This window comes from Streptomyces sp. C, assembly GCF_000158895.1.
Taxonomy (GTDB): Bacteria; Actinomycetota; Actinomycetes; order Streptomycetales; family Streptomycetaceae; genus Streptomyces; species Streptomyces racemochromogenes.
This window is the reverse complement of the sequence record NZ_GG657750.1, coordinates 2,758,504-2,777,377: the sequence shown is the minus strand read 5'-3', so window position 1 is coordinate 2,777,377 and position 18,874 is coordinate 2,758,504. Positions and strand designations below refer to the sequence as shown.

The 18,874-nt window shown below is 74.7% G+C and carries 15 protein-coding genes and 2 pseudogenes; 6 read left to right on the top strand and 11 right to left on the bottom strand.

Going from position 1 to position 18,874, the window contains the following annotated elements; all coding sequences use genetic code 11:
* Positions 1 to 233: 233 nt before the first annotated feature.
* From SSNG_RS12280 to SSNG_RS12260, 5 genes are all read right to left on the bottom strand, one after another.
* Positions 234 to 2,525, bottom strand: coding sequence for a heavy metal translocating P-type ATPase (locus SSNG_RS12280; RefSeq protein ID WP_007264146.1), 2,292 nt, complete (start codon positions 2,523 to 2,525; stop codon positions 234 to 236).
* Between the two features lie 97 nt (positions 2,526 to 2,622).
* A complete protein-coding gene (locus tag SSNG_RS12275) occupies positions 2,623 to 2,847 on the bottom strand; it encodes a cation transporter (protein WP_007264145.1) in 225 nt (74 codons plus the stop codon).
* A 281-nt stretch (positions 2,848 to 3,128) separates the two neighbouring features.
* Positions 3,129 to 3,329 carry a MerR family transcriptional regulator gene (locus SSNG_RS12270; RefSeq protein WP_042800909.1) on the bottom strand — a complete coding sequence of 67 codons (201 nt, stop codon included), beginning with the start codon at positions 3,327 to 3,329 and terminating at the stop codon, positions 3,129 to 3,131.
* Positions 3,330 to 3,619: 290 nt separating this feature from the next.
* Entirely contained in the window at positions 3,620 to 4,633 is a 1,014-nt protein-coding gene (locus tag SSNG_RS12265; RefSeq protein ID WP_007264143.1) for a Gfo/Idh/MocA family oxidoreductase, read from the bottom strand.
* A gap of 25 nt (positions 4,634 to 4,658) precedes the next feature.
* Positions 4,659 to 5,573, bottom strand: coding sequence for a sugar phosphate isomerase/epimerase (locus tag SSNG_RS12260; protein ID WP_007264142.1), 915 nt, complete (start codon positions 5,571 to 5,573; stop codon positions 4,659 to 4,661).
* A gap of 116 nt (positions 5,574 to 5,689) precedes the next feature.
* On the opposite strand from SSNG_RS12260, the gene iolC reads away from it, so the two are divergent.
* The 4 genes and pseudogenes from iolC to SSNG_RS12240 all read left to right on the top strand — a co-directional run bounded on the left by iolC (position 5,690) and on the right by SSNG_RS12240 (position 10,969).
* Positions 5,690 to 6,613, top strand: coding sequence for a 5-dehydro-2-deoxygluconokinase (iolC, locus tag SSNG_RS12255; protein ID WP_050779857.1), 924 nt, complete (start codon positions 5,690 to 5,692; stop codon positions 6,611 to 6,613).
* Positions 6,597 to 7,574: a 5-deoxy-glucuronate isomerase gene (iolB, locus tag SSNG_RS12250; RefSeq protein ID WP_050779607.1), complete on the top strand. Its 978-nt coding sequence runs from the start codon at positions 6,597 to 6,599 to the stop codon at positions 7,572 to 7,574. Before iolC ends, iolB begins: the two co-directional genes overlap by 17 nt.
* Positions 7,571 to 9,458, top strand: a pseudogene (gene iolD, locus SSNG_RS12245) (3D-(3,5/4)-trihydroxycyclohexane-1,2-dione acylhydrolase (decyclizing)). Before iolB ends, iolD begins: the two are co-directional and overlap by 4 nt.
* Positions 9,459 to 9,469: 11 nt before the next feature.
* Complete coding sequence (locus SSNG_RS12240) at positions 9,470 to 10,969, top strand: CoA-acylating methylmalonate-semialdehyde dehydrogenase (protein WP_007264138.1); 1,500 nt, start codon at positions 9,470 to 9,472, stop codon at positions 10,967 to 10,969.
* Positions 10,970 to 11,138: 169 nt separating this feature from the next.
* On the opposite strand, the gene SSNG_RS12235 is transcribed toward SSNG_RS12240, so the two are convergent.
* The 5 genes from SSNG_RS12235 to SSNG_RS12215 form a co-directional block, all read right to left on the bottom strand.
* Positions 11,139 to 12,329 (bottom strand): hypothetical protein, encoded by a 1,191-nt coding sequence (locus SSNG_RS12235; RefSeq protein ID WP_007264137.1) that lies wholly within the window; start codon positions 12,327 to 12,329, stop codon positions 11,139 to 11,141.
* A 63-nt stretch (positions 12,330 to 12,392) separates the two neighbouring features.
* Positions 12,393 to 13,430 carry a DUF916 domain-containing protein gene (locus SSNG_RS12230; RefSeq protein WP_007264136.1) on the bottom strand — a complete coding sequence of 346 codons (1,038 nt, stop codon included), beginning with the start codon at positions 13,428 to 13,430 and terminating at the stop codon, positions 12,393 to 12,395.
* A 188-nt stretch (positions 13,431 to 13,618) separates the two neighbouring features.
* Positions 13,619 to 14,914: a hypothetical protein gene (locus tag SSNG_RS12225; RefSeq protein ID WP_128636938.1), complete on the bottom strand. Its 1,296-nt coding sequence runs from the start codon at positions 14,912 to 14,914 to the stop codon at positions 13,619 to 13,621.
* 202 nt (positions 14,915 to 15,116) lie between these two features.
* A complete protein-coding gene (locus tag SSNG_RS12220; protein WP_277752143.1) occupies positions 15,117 to 16,442 on the bottom strand; it encodes a S8 family peptidase in 1,326 nt (441 codons plus the stop codon).
* Positions 16,443 to 16,536: 94 nt separating this feature from the next.
* Positions 16,537 to 16,953: a GNAT family N-acetyltransferase gene (locus SSNG_RS12215; RefSeq protein ID WP_042803377.1), complete on the bottom strand. Its 417-nt coding sequence runs from the start codon at positions 16,951 to 16,953 to the stop codon at positions 16,537 to 16,539.
* Positions 16,954 to 16,995: 42 nt separating this feature from the next.
* Here SSNG_RS12215 and SSNG_RS12210 point away from each other — a divergent pair, with 42 nt between their 5' ends.
* The gene (locus SSNG_RS12210; RefSeq protein ID WP_007264132.1) at positions 16,996 to 17,673 is read left to right on the top strand and encodes a nucleoside deaminase; all 678 of its coding nucleotides are present in this window, start codon (positions 16,996 to 16,998) and stop codon (positions 17,671 to 17,673) included.
* Positions 17,674 to 17,685: 12 nt separating this feature from the next.
* On the opposite strand, the gene SSNG_RS12205 is transcribed toward SSNG_RS12210, so the two are convergent.
* Positions 17,686 to 18,390: a 4'-phosphopantetheinyl transferase superfamily protein gene (locus tag SSNG_RS12205; protein WP_007264131.1), complete on the bottom strand. Its 705-nt coding sequence runs from the start codon at positions 18,388 to 18,390 to the stop codon at positions 17,686 to 17,688.
* 94 nt (positions 18,391 to 18,484) lie between these two features.
* On the opposite strand from SSNG_RS12205, the pseudogene SSNG_RS12200 reads away from it, so the two are divergent.
* Positions 18,485 to 18,874: pseudogene (locus SSNG_RS12200) on the top strand (alpha/beta fold hydrolase); the annotation flags it as partial.

The window sequence follows — 18,874 nt, the reverse complement described above, 5'->3', positions numbered from 1 at the left end:
GGTGTGTGCCGGGACCCGTTCGGGTCGGGTGGGCCGCTCAAAGCTTCCCGAGGGCACGCGTCCCGGCCGGCGGATGCCCGGAAGCCCCCCCCAAGGACCTCCGTGAAACGTCCCCCAAGACGTTTTCCGGCATCGCCCCATTAGACCTGCGACGACCCCGGATGGTTACGTTGTCATCACTGTGATCTGCGTCTCCAGTGAAGGACCTGTGGAGGGAACGGGGAGGAGATCCTCTAGCGGAACGAGCGCAGCCGCAGGCTGTTGGTCACCACGAAGACCGACGAGAAGGCCATCGCGGCCCCCGCGATCATCGGGTTGAGCAGCCCCGCGGCGGCCAGCGGGAGCGCAGCCACGTTGTAGCCGAAGGCCCAGAACAGGTTGCCCTTGATGGTGGCCAGGGTCCGCCGGGAGAGCCGGATCGCGTCCGCCGCCACCCGCAGGTCACCCCGTACGAGGGTCAGGTCGCCGGCCTCGATGGCCGCGTCGGTGCCGGTGCCCATGGCGAGGCCCAGGTCGGCCCGGGCGAGCGCGGCCGCGTCGTTGACCCCGTCGCCGACCATGGCGACCGTGCGGCCCTCGGCCTGGAGCCGGCGGACCACGTCCACCTTGTCCTGCGGGAGCACCTCCGCGATCACCTCGTCGATGCCCACCTCCCGGGCCACCGTCTCGGCCACGGCCCTGTTGTCGCCGGTCAGCAGCACCGGGGTGAGGCCGAGCGCCCGGAGCCGGGCCACGGCCTCGGCGCTGGTCCCCTTGACGGCGTCGGCCACGGTCAGCACCCCGCGGGCCGCGCCGTCCCAGGCGGCCAGCACCACGGTCGCGCCGGCCGCCTCGGCGGCGGCCCTGGCCGCGGCGAGCGGGGCGGGCAGGGTGATCCCGTGGTCCGTGAGCAGCCGCTCGCGCCCCACCAGGACCTCGTGTCCCCCGACCGTGCCCCGGACGCCGAGCCCGGCGAGGTTTTCGAAGGAGGCCGGCGCGGGCAGCTCCCCGGCCCGCTCGGCGGCGCCGGCCGCGATCGCCCGGGCGACCGGGTGCTCGGAGGCGTGCTCCAGCCCGCCCGCGAGCCGCAGCAGCTCCCCCTCGTCCACGCCCTCGGCCGGGTGCACCCCCGTCAGGGTCATCCGGCCGGTGGTGACCGTCCCCGTCTTGTCGAGCACGACGGTGTCCACGCGCCGGGTGGACTCCAGCACCTCCGGCCCCTTGATCAGGATGCCCAGCTGCGCGCCCCGGCCGGTGCCGACCATCAGCGCGGTCGGCGTGGCCAGGCCCAGGGCACAGGGGCAGGCGATGATCAGCACGGCCACGGCGGCGGTGAACGCGGCGGCGGGGTCGTCGGTGAGCAGCAGCCAGACGACCCAGGTGCCGAGCGCGAGGAGCAGGACGACGGGCACGAAGACGGCGGAGATCCGGTCGGCGAGCCGCTGCACCTCGGCCTTGCCGTTCTGGGCCTCCTCGACCATGCGGGCCATCCGGGCGAGCTGGGTGCCGGCCCCGATCCGGGTGGCCTCCACGACGAGCCGGCCGGAGGTGTTCACGGTCGCGCCGGTGACGGCGTCCCCGGCGGTCACGTCGACCGGGACGGACTCGCCGGTCAGCATGGAGGCGTCCACGGCGGAGGAACCCTCGACGACGGTGCCGTCGGTGGCGATCTTCTCGCCGGGCCGGACCACGAACCGGTCCCCGACCGCGAGCGCGCCGACGGGGATCCGGACCTCGCGGCCGTCGCGCAGTACGGCCACGTCCCTGGCGCCCAGCTCCATCAGCGCCCGCAGCGCCGCGCCCGCCTTCCGCTTGGAGCGGGCCTCCAGGTAGCGGCCGAGCAGGATGAAGGTCACGACGCCCGCCGCGACCTCCAGGTAGAGGGCGGAGGAGCCGTCGGTCCGCCCGGCGGTGAGGTCGAAGCCGTGCCGCATGCCGGGCATGCCGGCGTGGCCGAGGAACAGCGCCCACAGGGACCAGGCGTAGGCGGCCAGCGTGCCGACCGAGACCAGGGTGTCCATGGTCGCGGCGCCGTGCCGGAGGTTGGTCCAGGCGGCCCGGTGGAAGGGGAGGGCGCCCCACACCACCACGGGTGAGGCGAGGGTGAGGCAGAGCCACTGCCAGTTGTCGAACTGGAGGGCGGGGACCATCGAGAGCAGGACCACCGGCAGGGCCAGGGCGGCGGACACCAGCAGCCGCTGCCGCAGCGCCGCGAGCTCGGGGTCGCGTACGGCGGCGGCGTCCCCGGGCTCCGCTTCGGCTTCCGCTTCCGGTTCCGGTTCGGGGCGTGGCGGCGGGGGTTCCTCGGCGGTGTAGCCCGTCCTGACCACGGTCGCGATCAGGTCGGCCACCTGGACCGCGCCGCCGTACGAGACCCGGGCCTTCTCGGTGGCGTAGTTCACCGTGGCGCTGACGCCGTCCATCCGGTTGAGCTTCTTCTCGATGCGGGCCGCGCAGGAGGCGCAGGTCATCCCGCCGATCGTCAGTTCGACCTCGGAGGCGGGGGCCTCCGTTATGGGCGCGTCGTGCACTGTGCTGCTGCTCATGTCCCGCTCCAGGGGGAGGGCCGGGCCGTACGGTCCAGTATGAGCTGGCGGGTGCGGCCCGGCGGGTACTGCCGTGCGAGGGGTGCGGGGGCCTGGCTCAGGCCGCCACGCCGGCGAGCTCGTACCCGGCCTCGTCCACGGCGGCGCGTACGTCGTCCTCGGAGAGCGGCGCCCGGGACTCGACGGTGACCTCGCCGGTGGCGGCGACGGCCTTGACCGAGGTCACGCCGGGGAGGGCGGCGAGCTCGGCGGTCACCGCGCCCTCGCAGTGCCCGCAGGTCATCCCGGTGACCTTGTACACGGTTACCGTCACGGCGGTCATGTCGTTCTCCTCTGTCGGGGGACGTCTGTCCTTCCCACTCTATACCCCTAGGGGGTATTGAGCGTCCATTGGGCGCGGGTCCGGCGGCTCTCCGGTCGGTCTCCGGTGCCCGGGATCGCCGGAGCGTACGCGCATGGCGCTCATGGCCCGGTCTGTGACGCTCATCCTCATCATGGCCGCCGCGGTGCCCGCGCCGCCGCTCGCCTGCGGAACGGCGCGGCGGGGAGGAGTCCTGGTGACCGGGGCGGGGCCCGGCCCCGCCCCCGACCCCGTACGCCGGATCACTCCTCGCGGCGGCCGCGGTTGCCGGGGCGGCGCGAGACCCAGGTCCGGATGGTGTCGGCGTACCAGTAGGGCTTGCCGCCCTCCACGTGGTCGGGGGCGGGCAGCAGCCCGTGCTTGCGGTAGGAGCGCACGGTGTCCGGCTGGACCCGGATATGGGCGGCGATCTCCTTGTAGGACCACAGCTGTCGGTCGCTCATCGACGCCACCTCCTGGTCCACGGCGCGGGGCCGGCCGGGAGGCCGTCGGGGGAGCCGGCGCGTGGACACTGACGATCACTCGGGTTGTGCCCGGAGAACGACGCTCGGTGAGGGCGGGGGAGTGTCTGTGGACTCCCTGTGACGGAAAACCCGCGTAGTCCGGACATGTGTGACACGGCGGCGACGCCCGTGACGTACGTGACACAGGAGCCGCCCGTGGCGGCTGCGGGCCGGGGGCCGGGCCCGGCGGGCCTCGGCGCGGGGCGGCCGGGGGCCTGGGCCGCCGGGCCTCAGCGGGCGTACAGCTCCGGTCGCTCCGCCAGCCGCACCGGGGTCCGTACGCCGCTGCGCGCCGCCGCCAGTCCTGCCTCCGACACGGCGGCGGCCGCGTACCCGTCCCAGGCGTCGGGGCCGTCCACCCGCCCCCGCGCGGCCGCCGCCACCCAGCGCCGCACCTGGCGGTCGTAGGCGTCGGCGAAGCGCGTGGTGAAGTCCTGGGTGATCTCCCCGCCCCAGCGGCCGCCCGACTGGACGACCATCGCGTGCCCGTCGCCGATCCGGGCGCTGCCCGACTCGCCGACGGCCTCGCACTGCACCTGGTAGCCGAACCCGCAGTTCACGAAGATCTCCACGTCGACCACCGCCCCGCCCGAGGTCTCCAGCAGCACCAGCCGCGGATCGCGCAGCCCTTCCGGCGCCGCGGAGGACGGCGTGGGGGACAGCACCGTCACCGCCGTCACCTCCTGGCCCAGCAGCCAGCGGGCCGCGTCCACCTCGTGCACCACCGAGTCGCTGATCAGCATGTCGCTGGTGAAGAAGGACGGCGAGGCGGCGTTGCGGTGGCGGCAGTGCAGGAAGAGCGGCCGGCCGATCCCGCCCGCGTCCAGCAGCGCCTTGAGCCGCTCGTACTCGGCGTCGAAGCGCCGCATGAACCCCACCTGCACCAGCCGCCGGCCGAGCGCGCGCTCCGCCTCCAGCACCCGCAGGGCCCCCTCCGGATCCGGCGTCAGCGGCTTCTCGCAGAGCACCGGCAACTCCCGCCCCAGGGCGTGCAGAATCGCTTCCTCGTGGGCCGGTCCCGGCGAGGCGATCAGCACCGCGTCCACCCCGGGCGCCGCCACCGCCGCCGCCGGATCGGTGTACGCGCCCACCCCCTCCAGGCCCGCCGCGACCTCCTTGACGCGGTCCCCGTCCGGGTCGGCCAGGGCCACCACCCGCGCCCCGCCGACCGCCTCGCCGATCCGGCGGACGTGGTCGGCGCCCATCTTCCCGGTCCCGATGACGGCGATGCCGAGCGTGCTCATGTCTCTCCTCCGAGGTTCGGGGTCGTCAACGGGCGCCGCAGGAGCGCAGATAGGCACGCGTGCGCCGGGCGATCGGCAGCGGGCGCTCCGGCGGACACGGGTACATGTCCTGCTCCACGATCGCGAACAGTTCCACCCCGAGCCGCTGCGCCGCCGCCAGCACGGGCTCCAGCGCGGGCACCCCGGAAGGCGGCTCGCACATCACCCCGCGCGCCACCGCCGGGCCGAACGGCGTCCCCTGCGCCCGCACTTCGGCGAGGACCCGCGGGTCGACCTGCTTGAGGTGCAGGTAGCCGATCCGCTCGCCGAACGTCTCGATCGCCTCGACGCTGTCCCCGCCGCAGTACGCGTAGTGCCCCGTGTCCAGGCACAGGGAGACCAGAGCCGGATCGGTGGCGTCCAGGAACCGGGCCACGTTCTCGGGGGTGTCGATGTGCGTGTCCGCGTGCGGGTGGACCACGATCCGCAGCCCGTACCGCTCACGCACCTCCCGGCCCAGGCGCTCGGTCTGGGACGTCAGTTCACGCCATTGGGTCGGGTCCAGGACCGGGTCCTCCAGCATTCCGCCGGTCTTGTCGTCGCGCCAGAAGGACGGGATCACGACGAGGTGCTCCGCCCCCGTGTCCCGGGCCAGCGCGGCGATCCGCGACACGTGCGCCCAGGTCTGCTCCCAGACGCCGGGGCCGTGATGGAGTCCGGTGAAGACGGTGCCGGCCGACACCCGCAGCCCGCGCTTGGCGGTCTCGTCGGCGAGCCGGGCCGGATCGGTGGGCAGATAGCCGTACGGGCCCAGCTCGATCCACTCGTACCCGGCGTCGGCGACCTCGTCGAGGAACCGTTCCCAGGGGGTCTGCAGGGGATCCTCCGGAAACCAGACACCCCAGGAGTCCGGAGCCGAACCGACACGGATACGGGTCAACGCGGGTGGGGAGGAGGTCATGACGGCCACCTTAGGGTGCGGGCTCCGAGGAAGAGGGAGGACGAGTGGGAGGACGAGTGGGCGGAGAACCGGCTGTGGAGACGTCGGACGGGGGAGCCGTCCACGACCTGATCACGATGGGGCGGATCGGGGTGGATCTCTACCCGCTCAAGACCGGCGTACCGCTCGCCGAGGCCGACACCTTCGGCAAGTTCCTCGGCGGCTCGCCGACCAACGTCGCCGTCGCGGCCGCCCGGCTGGGGCGGCGCACGGCCGTCATCACCCGGACCGGGGCCGACCCGTTCGGCGCGTACCTGCGCGCCGAGCTGCGGGCGTTCGGGGTCGACGACCGGTGGGTGGCGGAGGTCGCCGCCCACCCGACGCCCGTCACCTTCTGCGAGGTCTTCCCGCCCGACCACTTCCCGCTCTACTTCTACCGGCTCCCGAAGGCGCCCGACCTGGAGATCGGCCCGGACGAGATCGACCGGGCGGCGGTGCGGGCGGCGCGGATCTTCTGGATGACGGGCACGGGCCTGAGCGCCGAACCGAGCCGCACCGCGACCCTGGCCGCGCTGGAGGCCCGCTCGAAGTCCGGGACCACGGTCTTCGACCTCGACTGGAGGCCGATGCTGTGGGACGGCCCGCCGCAGCCCTGGTACGAGCGGGCCCTCGGGCTGGCGACGGTGGCCGTAGGCAACGCCGAGGAGTGCGAGGTCGCCACCGGCCGCCGCGAGCCGTACGCGGCCGCGGAGGCGCTGCTCGCGGCCGGGGTGGAGCTGGCGGTGGTCAAGCGGGGGCCGCGGGGCGTCCTCGCGGTCCACCGGAACGGGACGGCGGTGGAGGTGCCGCCGGTGGAGGTGGAGGTCGTGAACGGGCTCGGCGCCGGGGACGCCTTCGGGGGCGCCCTGTGCCACGGGCTGCTGGCCGGCTGGGACCTGGAACGGGTGCTGCGGTACGCGAACGCCGCCGGGGCGATCGTGGCCTCGCGGCTGGCGTGCTCGTCGGCGATGCCGTTCCCGCACGAGGTGGAGGAGGTGCTGGGGCGTGCCGGTGCGGTCTGAGGCGGGGATGGAACTCACCCGGCTGGTGGTGCTGGAGCTGGAGCCGGGGGAGGCGTACGCGCACACGTGCGGGGACGCGGAGTGGATCGTCCTCCCGCTGACGGGCCCCTGCGAGATCCGCTGCGCGGCCGCTCCCCCGGACCCCGGTCCTCAAACGCCGGACGGGCTGGAAGATCCGGCCCCGCCGGCGTTTGAGGCGCAGGGGTTCGGGGGCGGAGCCCCCGAGGGGGGCCGGGGCGCAGCCATGGTTTCGGGAAGGGGCGGGGTGGGGGAGGGGCCCGCAGGCACCTTCCGGCTGGGCGGGCGGGGGTCGGTGTTCGACGGGCCCACCGACTTCGCGTACCTGCCCCGGGACGCCCGCGCCGAGATCGCCTCCGCCGCAGGCGGCCGGTTCGCGCTCGTCGGGGCGCGGTGCGAGCGGCGGCTGGCCGCGCGGTACGGCCCCGCCGCCGCCGTACCCGTAGAGCTGCGCGGCGCCGGCCAGTGCTCGCGGCAGGTGCACAACTTCGCCGCCGCCGACGCCTTCGACTGCGACCGGCTCATCGCCGTCGAGGTGCTCACCCCCGGCGGGAACTGGTCCTCGTACCCGCCCCACAAGCACGACGAGCACCACCCGGGCGAGGAATCCCGCCTGGAGGAGATCTACTTCTACGAGATCGCCCCGCACGGCGACACCCCCGGCGTCGGCTACCAGCGCGTGACGCCCTCGCCCGCCGGGAAGACCGACGTGCTCGCCGAGGTGCGGTCGGGTGACGTCGTCCTGATCCCCGACGGCTGGCACGGCCCGTCGATCGCGGCGCCCGGGCACGACATGTACTACCTGAACGTGATGGCCGGCCCGGACGCGGAGCGCCAGTGGCTGATCCGGGACCACCCCGACCACGCCTGGATCCGCGACACCTGGCCCGCCCAGACCGTCGACCCCCGCCTCCCGTTCCCCCGACCCGAGGAGACCCCGTGACCGCCCAGCGGAGCGTCCGGCTCACCACCGCGCAGGCGCTCGTCCGCTTCCTCGCCGTGCAGTACGCCGAGCGCGACGGGCGCCGGCACCGGCTGATCGCCGCCACTTGGGGGATCTTCGGGCACGGGAACGTCGCCGGGATCGGGCAGGCGCTGCTGGAGAGCGGGCCGGAGGCCATGCCGTTCCTCCAGGGGCGCAACGAGCAGGCCATGGTGCACGCCGCCGTCGGGTACGCCCGGCAGCGCGGGCGGCTCTCCGCGCACGCCGTGACCACCTCCATCGGGCCCGGCGCCACCAACCTCGTCACCGGCGCCGCCCTCGCCACGATCAACCGGATCCCGGTGCTCCTGCTACCCGGCGACACCTTCGCGACCCGCCCCGCCGACCCGGTGCTCCAGCAGCTGGAGGTGCCCTGGGCCGGCGACGTCTCCGTCAACGACACCCTGCGGCCGGTGTCCCGCTACTTCGACCGGATCACCCGCCCCGAGGCCCTGGTCCCGGCCGCCCTCCAGGCGATGCGGGTGCTCACCGACCCCGTCCAGACCGGCGCCGTCACCCTCGCGCTCCCGCAGGACGTGCAGGCCGAGGCGTACGACTGGCCCGAGGAGTTCTTCGCCGAGCGGGTGTGGCGGGTGCGCCGCCCCCGGCCCGGCACCGACGAGCTGCGGGCGGCCGCCGAGGCCGTACGGGCGGCCCGCCGGCCCCTGCTGGTCGTCGGCGGCGGCATCCGCCACAGCGGTGCCGAGGACGCCCTGCGGGCCTTCGCCGACGCCACCGGCATCCCCGTCGCCGCCACCCAGGCCGGCAAGGGCGCGCTGCGCCACGACCACCCCGCCGAAGTCGGCGCCGTCGGCCACACCGGCACCGCCACCGCCGACGACCTGGCCCGCGCAGCCGACCTGGTCATCGCGGCCGGGACCCGGCTGACCGACTTCACCACCGCCTCCTCGACCCTCTTCCAGGACCCCGGCGTCCGCTTCCTCGGCCTCAACCTCGACCCGTACGACGCCCACAAGCAGGCCGCGCTGCCGCTGGTCGCCGACGCCCGCGAGGGCCTGGACGCGCTGCGCGCGGAGCTCGCGGGGCACCGCGTGGACCCGGCGTACGAGCGGACGTACCGCAAGGCCAAGCTCTACTGGGAGGCCCTGGTGGACCAGGCCTTCCACGCCCCCGACGAGGACGCCGTCCCCACCCAGGCCCAGGTGCTCGGCGCCCTCGACGCCCGTCGTCGACGACACCGACGTGATCGTCAACGCGGCCGGCTCGCTCCCCGGCGACCTGCACCGGCTCTGGCGGGCCCGCTCCGCGTACCAGTACCACGTGGAGTACGGCTACTCCTGCATGGGCTACGAGATCCCCGGCGCCCTCGGCGTGGCCCTCGCCGCCCCGGAGCGGCCGGTGTGGGCGCTCGTCGGCGACGGCTCGTACCTGATGAACCCCACCGAGATCGTCACCGCCGTCCAGGAGGGCGTCCCCCTCAAGGTGGTGATCCTCGACAACCACGGCTACGCCTCCATCGGCGGCCTCTCCGGGGCGGTCGGCGGCGAGGGCTTCGGCACGGCCTACCGCTTCCGGGCGCCCGGCGGCGCGTACACCGGGGCCCCCCTTCCGGTGGACCTCGCGGCCAACGCGGCCTCCCTCGGGATGGCCGTGATCCGCACCCGCACCATCGGTGACCTGCGAAAAGCCCTGGCCGAGGCCCGACTGTCGGACCGGCCCACATGTGTCTACGCACAGACCCGAACACCCGACACTGTGTCGGGCCCGCCCCCGGCGCAGGCGTGGTGGGATGTTCCTGTGGCCGAGACCGCGACCCGTGCGTCGGCGGCCCGAGCCCGTGAAGAGTACGACCGGCAAGCCGCGCAGCGACGTCGCCATCTGTGAAGGAGCAGCACATGAAGACCGTCAACCACTGGATCGGTGGCAAGACCGTCGAGGGCGCGTCGGGCAACTACGGCCCGGTCACCGACCCGGCCACCGGCGAGGTCACCACGCAGGTCGCCCTGGCCTCCGCCGAGGAGGTCGACGCGGCCGTCAAGGTCGCCCAGGAGGCCTTCCTGTCCTGGGGCCAGTCCTCGCTGGCCGCCCGCACCAAGGTGCTCTTCGCCTACCGCGCGCTGCTGGACGCCAACCGCGACGCCATCGCCGAGCTGATCGTCGCCGAGCACGGCAAGGTGCACTCCGACGCGCTGGGCGAGGTCGCGCGCGGCCTGGAGATCGTCGAGCTGGCCTGCGGGATCACCACGCAGCTCAAGGGCGAGCTGTCGACCTCCGTCTCCAACCGGGTCGACGTCTCCGCCATCCGCCAGCCGCTCGGCGTCGTCGCGGGCATCACCCCGTTCAACTTCCCGGCGATGGTTCCGATGTGGATGTTCCCGCTGGCCATCGCCTGCGGCAACACCTTCGTCCTCAAGCCGAGCGAGAAGGACCCGTCGGCCTCCGTCAAGCTGGCCGAGCTGATGACCGAGGCCGGCCTGCCGGCGGGCGTCCTCAACGTCGTCCACGGTGACAAGGTCGCCGTCGACGCCCTCCTCGCCCACCCCGGCATCTCCGCCGTCTCCTTCGTCGGCTCCACCCCGATCGCCCGCCACATCCACACCACCGCCTCCGCCAACGGCAAGCGCGTGCAGGCGCTGGGCGGCGCCAAGAACCACATGCTGGTGCTCCCGGACGCCGACCTGGACGCCGCCGCCGACGCGGCCGTGTCCGCCGCGTACGGTTCGGCCGGCGAGCGCTGCATGGCCATCTCGGCGGTCGTCGCCGTCGGCTCCATCGCCGACGAGCTGGTCGAGAAGATCCGCGAGCGCGCCGAGAAGATCAAGATCGGCCCCGGCAACGACGCGACCTCCGAGATGGGCCCGCTGATCACCGCCGCCCACCGCGACAAGGTGGCCTCGTACGTCAAGGGCGCGGCCGACCAGGGCGCCGACGTGGTCCTGGACGGCACCGGCTACACGGTCGACGGGTACGAGAACGGCCACTGGATCGGCCTGTCCCTGCTCGACAACGTGAAGACCGACTCCGACGCCTACCGCGACGAGATCTTCGGCCCGGTCCTGTGCGTGCTGCGCACCGAGACCTACGAGGAGGGCGTGGCCCTCATCAACGCCTCGCCGTTCGGCAACGGCACCGCGATCTTCACCCGCGACGGTGGCGCCGCCCGCCGCTTCCAGCTGGAGATCCAGGCCGGCATGGTCGGCGTCAACGTGCCGATCCCGGTGCCGGTGGGCTACCACTCCTTCGGCGGCTGGAAGGACTCGCTCTTCGGAGACCACCACATCTACGGCAACGACGGCATCCACTTCTACACGCGCGGCAAGGTCGTCACCACCCGCTGGCCCGACCCGGCCGACGCCCCCGTCGGCGTGGACCTGGGCTTCCCCCGCAACCACTGAGCCCTGGCCGTCCCCCGGGCCGCGCCCGCGCCGGGCCACCGCCCGCGCCGGGCCACCGCCCGCGCCGGGCCGCCACCGCGCCGGGCCCGACGCCCCGCGCCGGGCCCGACGCCCCGCCGAACCAGCAGCCCCCGGCCAACCCTCACCGGCCGGGGGCTGCGCCGTCCCCTCAGCCCTGGAGCAGCGGCCAGACGTCCGCCGCCGCCGTCCGCGACCAGACCGCGTCGCCGTGCCCGTAGCCCGGGACCACGGCGAAGCGGACCCGGTCGTTGCCCGCCGCGCGGATCAGCTCCGCGCCGCGCGGCTCGTCGCCCCGGCCCAGCTCGGTGTTGACCCACACCACCTCGCAGCGGATCCGCTCCCACGCGATCCCGTACGCCTTGCCGTCGCCCGCCCACACCGCCGCGAGGTCCCGCATCAGCGCCGTCGGGACCAGCCCGCTGCCCAGTGCCGAGGTGGCCGCGTGCCAGGCGGCCAGCGGGGTGTGGGCCGGCGCGAAGCGGTCCTCGGCCGGGGTGGCGCCGAAGACGTACTCGCCCGCGCCGTGGCCCTGCCGGTAGATCCAGTTCGCCGGACCGGGCAGCGCGGCGGTGCACAGCAGCGCGAAGTGGGCCAGGCCCGCGTGCGTGAAGCGCCGGGCCGGGTCCGGCGGCCAGGGCGCCTCCGACGCGCCCGACGGGTCCGCGACCGCCCGTGCGACCAGCGCCGCGAGGCCCGGGTCGGTGGCGTGGGCGCCCCGCGCGAGCTGCTCCTCGTACGCCTCCCGGGTCTCGGCGGCCCGCTCGGCCAGGGCCCCCGCGTACGGGCCGGTCGTGTCCAGGGCCAGCACCCGGCGCAGCCGCTCCGAGGGGTCGTGGGAGGCCGCGTCCAGGGCCAGGGCGGCGCCGGCCGAGTGGCCCGCGTACTCGTACGGCAGGGCAAGTACGGAGTCCAGCGCGGCCACCACGGCCGCCAGGTCCCGGCGGTGCGCGGCCAGTCCGAAGTCCGCGGTGACCTCCTCGGGGCGGGCGGCGTCCTCGCGCGGGGTCACCCCGACCACCAGCAGGCCCTGGCGGCGCAGGTGGTGGGCCAGGTTGTCGCGGCCCGGAGTGAAGAAGTCCGCCGCGAAGTTCAGGCCACCGCCGGGCAGCAGGTACGCGATCCCGCGCGGGGGCCGCACGGTGTCGGCGATCACGTCCACCGTGACGGGCGCCGGGCCCCCGTCGTCGAGCGGGAGGGTGAGCCGTATCCAGCCGTCCCCGGGCAGGTAGGCGGCGGTCCCCGTGCCCAGCGCCCGCTCGATGCGGGTCAGCAGGCCCACGCCCCTGACCGGCCGGGCGGCGGGCGCGGCGGACCCGGGCTCGCTGTGCTCTCGTTCCATCCGTCGTGCCTCCCCGTCGCGGGTGATGGCCGAATGCCGTCACCCCGGGGACACCCTCGCCGGTCAGCGGGCCGCCGCCAAGTCCGGTTCGCTCAGCGCTTCTTCCGGAGTGCCGCGGCGCCGCCGGCGCAGCAGCAGGAAGGTGGCCCCGGCCCCCGCCAGGAGCAGGGCGACGCCCGCCGCGGGCCACGGGACGGCGACGAAGTCCGTACCGGCGTCCGGGGCGAGGTCCGGGTAAGCGGCCGCACCCGCCCGTACCTTGACGGACACCCAGTCCAACTGCGGCGCGTCCGGCCACGGTTCGGTCAGCTCGATGCGCTGGCCGGGCAGCAGTACGAGCTTCAGGTCGCGGGCGGGCCGGTCCAGAACCCGACGCCCGAACAGCCCCTCGGCGGACACCGCCACCCTCGGCTCGACGACCACGTTGCCCCGGTTGACCAGCGTGTACGTGACGGTGGCCCGGGCGTCCTTGACCCACGGCAGCAGCGGGGCGCCCCGGGTGACCCGTACGTCCTCCACGGTCAGTCCGGGCGTCAGCGGGCCGGGCACCCGGAAGTACATCCGGGCGCCCACCTGGCGCTGCACCCCGACCTGCACCTTGCCCTCCTTGCGCACCCCCTCGACCTCGGTGTTCAGCGCGACGATCCCGCCGACGTGGTCGCCCGGCACGGCGTCCTGCGGGACCCTGACGGTGAAGGGGACGTCCTTGCGGCCCCGGGGCGGGACGGTGACGGTGGCCGCCGCCTCGGGCGCCAGCGCGACCCAGGCGCCGACGTCCTTCGGCTTCGTCTGCACGGGCAGCAGCGCGAAGGCCCCGCCCGACGGCGTGTTCATCGCGTCGGTGGCGAAGACCCGGAAGGTCAGCTCCTTGTCGGAGGAGTTCACGATCGTCGCGCTGTCGCTGACGGAGGTCCCGGCGGCGCCCTGGTGGAAGAAGTACGCCCGGTCGGTCACCGACGCGCCGGCCGGCGGCGTCGGGAAGACCCCCCACGTGCCGTTGTCCGCGGCCCTCGCGGGGGCGGCGGGGAGCAGCAGCACCAGCAGCACCAGCGCGCCGGACAGGGCGGGGAGGAGGGAGCGGACAACGGTGCGGATGCGCATGGGCGTCGGTCTCCAGGGTCGCGGCGGCGGAATGCGGGAGGGTGGAACGCGGGCGTGTGGAACGCGGGAGGGGCGAACGCGGGAGGGGCGAACGCGGGCGTGTGGAACGCGGGAGGGGCGAACGCGGGAGGGTGGTGCGGCGCCGGGGCGCCGCACCACCCGGTCCGGGGCGTCCGTCAGGAAGCCCGTCAGGCGATGGAGAAGGTCACGACCGACTGGTAGGTGTCGGCGAACATGAACGGCGGCAGCTGGATCATCGCCGCGCCGCCCACGGCGAACTCGCCGCCGGTCAGCTCCTCACCGCCGGCCGCCTGGGAGGCGACCTTCATCGGCGTGCCCGAGATGGCGCCCGGCGCGCCGGCCGTGCAGGTGCTCGGGCTGTCCGGGTTGGTCACGGTGCAGGACGGCTGGATGCCGAGCTGCGCCTTGGCCATCGAGTGGCCCGTCGCCTGGTTCAGGAACGGCGTACGGGTCGCCGTCACGTCCCAGCCGAGGCTGCCGCCGCGGAAGTCCTGGACGGTCGCGGCGTTGAACGCGCCGAACACCGACTGGGCCTTGCCGTTGATGGTGACCGCCCCGAAGCTGACGGCCGGCTGGCCGTCCTTCGGGCCGAGGGCCAGCGGCCCGGGCAGCACCTCGATGTCCACCGGGTTCTGCACGCCCGCCTGCTCCTCGATGAACACGAAGGGCTTGGCGGGGGCGACCGATCCGTCGATCTTGATCGCGTCGGCCTTCTTGGTGATCGTGATGTTGCAGGTGGCGGCGCCTGACGCGTCCGCCGTACCGGTACCCGCGTCACCGGTCGCCGCGCCCGCGAGCTGGGCGGAACAGGTGACCGGGCCGGCCGGGAAGTTGGCGCCGGTGGCGGTGACGGCGGTGCCGGCCTTGCCGCTGTTCGGCGTCAGCTTGGTGGTGACCGGGTCCTTCGGCAGGGCCTCGACGGCGATCGAGGCGACCGGGGCGCTGGGGCGCGGGTCCGGCGTACAGGTCGTCGTGTAGACCGTGCCGCCGAGGTCGGCGTCCGTGACCACCTGGTCGATCGTGATCTGGACCGTCGTGCCCTCGGTGCCGTCCGGGATCTTGATCGTGCCGCTGAAGGCGGGCGGGTCGGCCTTCTTGCCGGCTTCCTGGTGGCTGTTCACGGGCGGGCTGGTGACCGTCTGCGCGACCCCGCCGACGAGCAGCTTCGCCTTGATGGTGTTGACCGTGTCGATGGTGAACATCGGGACGACCGGTGTCTCGCCGGGGTCGATGGTGATCGGCACGGTCTCGCCCGCCTTGGCGGTGTCCGGCACCGTGACGGTGTAGTCCTGGTTGCCGTTGGCGCCCGGCTGGGGCGCGGGGGCGACGCACTTCACCGGCACGGGTGTGGTCTTGGTCGCGGCCTGCGCCGGTCCCGTCAGGGCCACGACGCCGCCCGTCAGGGCCAGGGACAGGGCGCCCGCCCCGGCCAGCACTTTTCGTCTGAGGGTTCTCGTACTCACAGGGTCGCGACTCCTTCGTCATGACGAACCCCTCCCCCCACCCGCTGTGTGGGGAAGGCCGAGCCGGTGCGGATGGCCGTCATTGACGCGTCGCGGTGTTGAGAAGTCAATGGCTTGCTTTCGCCCGAAACGCACAGACATTGATGTCCCATCAGACCTGGTCTGATGGGACATCGGATACCGACTGGTCGGTGCCGCCGGGCTACTGCTCCGAGGGGACGTGCAGGAGCAGGTTGGGGGTCCCGGCGGGCAGGTTCGCGATCCGGTCCGGGACGGCGTCGCGGACGAGCAGCCGGCCCACCTCCGCGGGGGTCCCGGCCCGGCCGTCCGCCAGCAGCAGCGCGGCGGCGCCGGCGACGTGCGGGGCGGCCATCGACGTACCCGAGGCCCGCGCGAGGGCGGTCGGGGAGCCCTTCCAGGCCGAGGTGACGGACTGGCCCGGTGCCGAGATGTCCACGCAGCGGCCGTGGTTGGAGAAGGTCGGCCGCCGGTCCGCGCCGTCGGTCGCGCCGACCGTGAGGGCCTGCGGGACGGCGGCCGGGGAGCCGGCGCAGGCGTCCCGGGCCTCGTTGCCGGCGGCGACGGTGAAGGTGATCCCGTAGGCGACCGCGCGGATCACCGCGGCCTCCATGGAGTGGCTCCGGGTGCCGCCCATGCTCATGTTGGCGACTGCGGGACCCCGGGCCGGGTTCCTGACGTGGTCCCTCACCATCCAGTCGAGGCCGCGCAGGATCACCGAGAGGCTCCCGTCGCCCCGGCAGTCGGCCACCTTCACACCGACCAGGGAGACCCCCTTCGCGACCCCGTACGTCGCCCCGCCCACGGTGGCGGCGACGTGCGTGCCGTGGCCGTTGCAGTCCTGGGCGCCGCCCTGGAAGAGGCCGTTGTAGCCGTTGTAGCCGTTGCGGGCGCGGCCGCCGAACTCCTGGTGGAGGGTGTTGATCCCGGTGTCGACCACGTAGACGGTGACGCCCCGGCCCTGATTGCCCGAGTACGTGTACGCACCGTCGAGCGGCAGCTCGCGCTGGTCGATCCGGTCGAGCGCCCAGGGGGCCGGCCGCTGGGTCAGGGGCGCGGGTGCGGCGACGGGATCGGGGACGAGGCCGGGGACGGGGACGGGCCCTGGGACGGGCCCTGGGGCGAGGTCGGGGGCGGGGACGGGGATGTAAGGGGGGTCGGGGAAGGCCGGCGCGCCGGAGATCCGGAACGGCGCGTCCGGTTCCACGGAGGCGACCCTCGGGTCGGCGGCGAGGGCGGCGGCGCGGGCGGCGGTGGTGCGGACCGCGAAACCGTTGAGGGCGGCGTCGTAGACCGCCCCGACCTCGTCCCCCGCCCGCGCCGCCTCGGCGGCCAGGGCCCGGGTCGGGGCGCGGGAGGTGGAGTCCTTCAGCATGACGACGTAGGCGGCGGGGGCGTCGCCGGCCTCGGCGGCGGGGGCGGGGTGCGGAGGCAGGACGGCGGCCGCCGCGAGCAGGGCGGCGGCCGGGAGCAGTGAGGTCACGGCGGTCATTGCGGTCATGGCGGTCATGCGGCCGATGCTCGGCCAGCCCGACCGCCCCCGCGCGGAGGGTGCGCCGACTGGCCCCACGACACGCCGCCCAAAGGGTGCGGCCGGGCGCCCGTCAGGCGTCGCGGAGGGGCCAGCCGCGCATGGAGAAGAGGCCCTCGTCCTCGGCACCCGCCGACGCGTACGTGGCCAGCGCCTCCTCGTTGTCCGTGTCGACGCCCACCCACATGCCGTAGCAGCCACGGGCCTTGGCCTCGTCGGCGAGGGCCAGCGTCAGGGCCCGGCCGATGCCGCGCCGCCGGTAGCCCTCGTCCACGGACAGCTCGTACAGGCACATCTCGGTGCCCTTGTCGGGGTGGGTCATCTCGACGCCGGAGACCATGCCGGCGGGCACGCCGTCGACATAGGCGATGAGCATCAGGTGGCCGGTCCGAGCGAGGAAGCGCTCGCACCACTCGGGGCGCGCGGGCCCGTCGAAGAGCCCCTCGGCGGCCATGAGTTCGCCGGCGCTGCGGGCGCGTCGAATGTCCATGACGGCCAGGGTAGGGCGACGGGGGCGTGCGAGCATGCGGATATGACGGTGGACGCGGGTGGGGAGTTCGAGACGGCGTGGCGGTCTGCGCCGGAGGCGGTGCGGCGGGTGCTGGAACTGGCCTACGAGGCGCTGGCCGCCGGAGGCCTGGCGGTAGGGGCGGTGCTGACGGACCCGGCGGGGGTGGTATTGGCGCGGGGACGCAACGAGGCCTACGAGTCCCCCGGGGAAGGGACGGGGACGGGACCGCTGCGGGGAACGCCCCTGGCGCATGCGGAGATGAACGCGCTCGGAGCCGCCCGGACGGGATGGGACCTCGGCTCCGCGACGCTGTGGAGTACGCAGGAGCCGTGCGCGATGTGCGCCGCGGCGGCCGGGTTCACGGGGGTCGGTGCGGTGCGCTACCTGGCGCCGGACCCCTGGGCGCTGGCGGACGGCTGCGACGGGGCGTCGGGAGCGGACGCGGTCGGGGACCCGGTCTGGCTGCTCGCCGCGAACCTGATGTTCCTGCGCAGTGTGGCCGTCGCGGCCACCGGGCCCGCCGAGCCGGCGATCCTCGCCCACCACCGGGCCGTGGAACCGGAGGCGACGGCCCTCCACGACCGCGTGCCCCCGGGGCTGCCCACCGCCGGTTCGGCGGCGGGCTGGCTGGCGGGGGTGTGGCCACTGCTGGGCCCCGCCGCGCGGGCGCGCACAGCCCGGCTGGGGCCGCCCCGCTGACGCCGGTTCCGGTCAAGCAGGCCGGCGGACGGCCACCGCGGCGGCGTAGCCGGCCGGGGCGGGGAGGTCGCGCAGGGTCCAGCCCGGGACCGGGGCGGGGGTGGGGCCCGAGCCCACGTACGGATCGGCCAGGCCGAAGGCGACCCCCACGCCGGTGCCCTTCAGGCAGGCCTCCTTGCGGGCCCACACCCGGGCCAGCGCCGTCTGCCGCTCCGCCTCCGGGAGCGCGGTGATCTCGCCCGCCTCCGCCGGATGCAGGCTGCTCAGGACGTCGCCCACCGCGCTCGCCCTCGGTATCCCCTCCACGTCGACGCCCACCGGCACCCCCGAGAAGGCGAAGTACGCCACGTCGTCGCTGTGGGACAGCGAGAAGTGCACCGCACCCCCGGCCACGGCGGGCCGGCCGTGCGGCCCCCCGCACCCCGGACAGTCCTCGCGGACCAGGGCGACCTCCTGCGGCGCCAGCCCCAGGTACCCGCCGAGCAGCACGCGCAGCCCCAGGTGCGAGGCGAGGTAGCTGCGCTGGTCGGCCGGGCGCAGCAGGCGGCCGGCGCGCTCCCGTTCGGCCGCGTCCAGCAGCGCCCGCGCCCCGCCGGCCTCGTGGCCGCCGATCGCCTCGCGCGTGGTGTCCAGCGACCACACCGCCACACCGGACCCGGCCGGGGGCGGTCCGGTCTGGGGCACGGCGCCGTCGAGCTGGTTCACGTACAAGGTCATCAGATGAGGGTAGACGAGGCCGCTGGAGCCCCGGTTAGCCTCGTTCCGGACTTGTCGATCATCACTTCACGCATCGCTCCAGGGGGAACTCGCCGTGCACAATGCCATCGTGACGCCGGAAGGCGACCGGATCCGCTGGGTAGAACTGCCCGGAGCGGACGCGCCCCGTGTCTACCTGCACGGGCTCGGCTCGACCTCTCCCGCCTACTTCGCCGCGACCGCCGTGCACCCGCTGCTGGCCGGGCGGCGCTCGCTGCTGCTCGACATGCTGGGGCACGGCCACAGCGACCGTCCCGAGACGTTCTCGTACACCCTGGAGGCCCACGCCGACGCCGTGGCGGAGGCCATGACCGCGGCCGGTGCCGAAGGCGCCGAGGTGATCGCCCACAGCATGGGCGGAGCGGTGGCCATCGTGCTGGCCGCCCGTCACCCCCGGCTGGTCTCCCGCCCTCGTCCTGGTGGACGCCAACCTCGACCCGCAGCC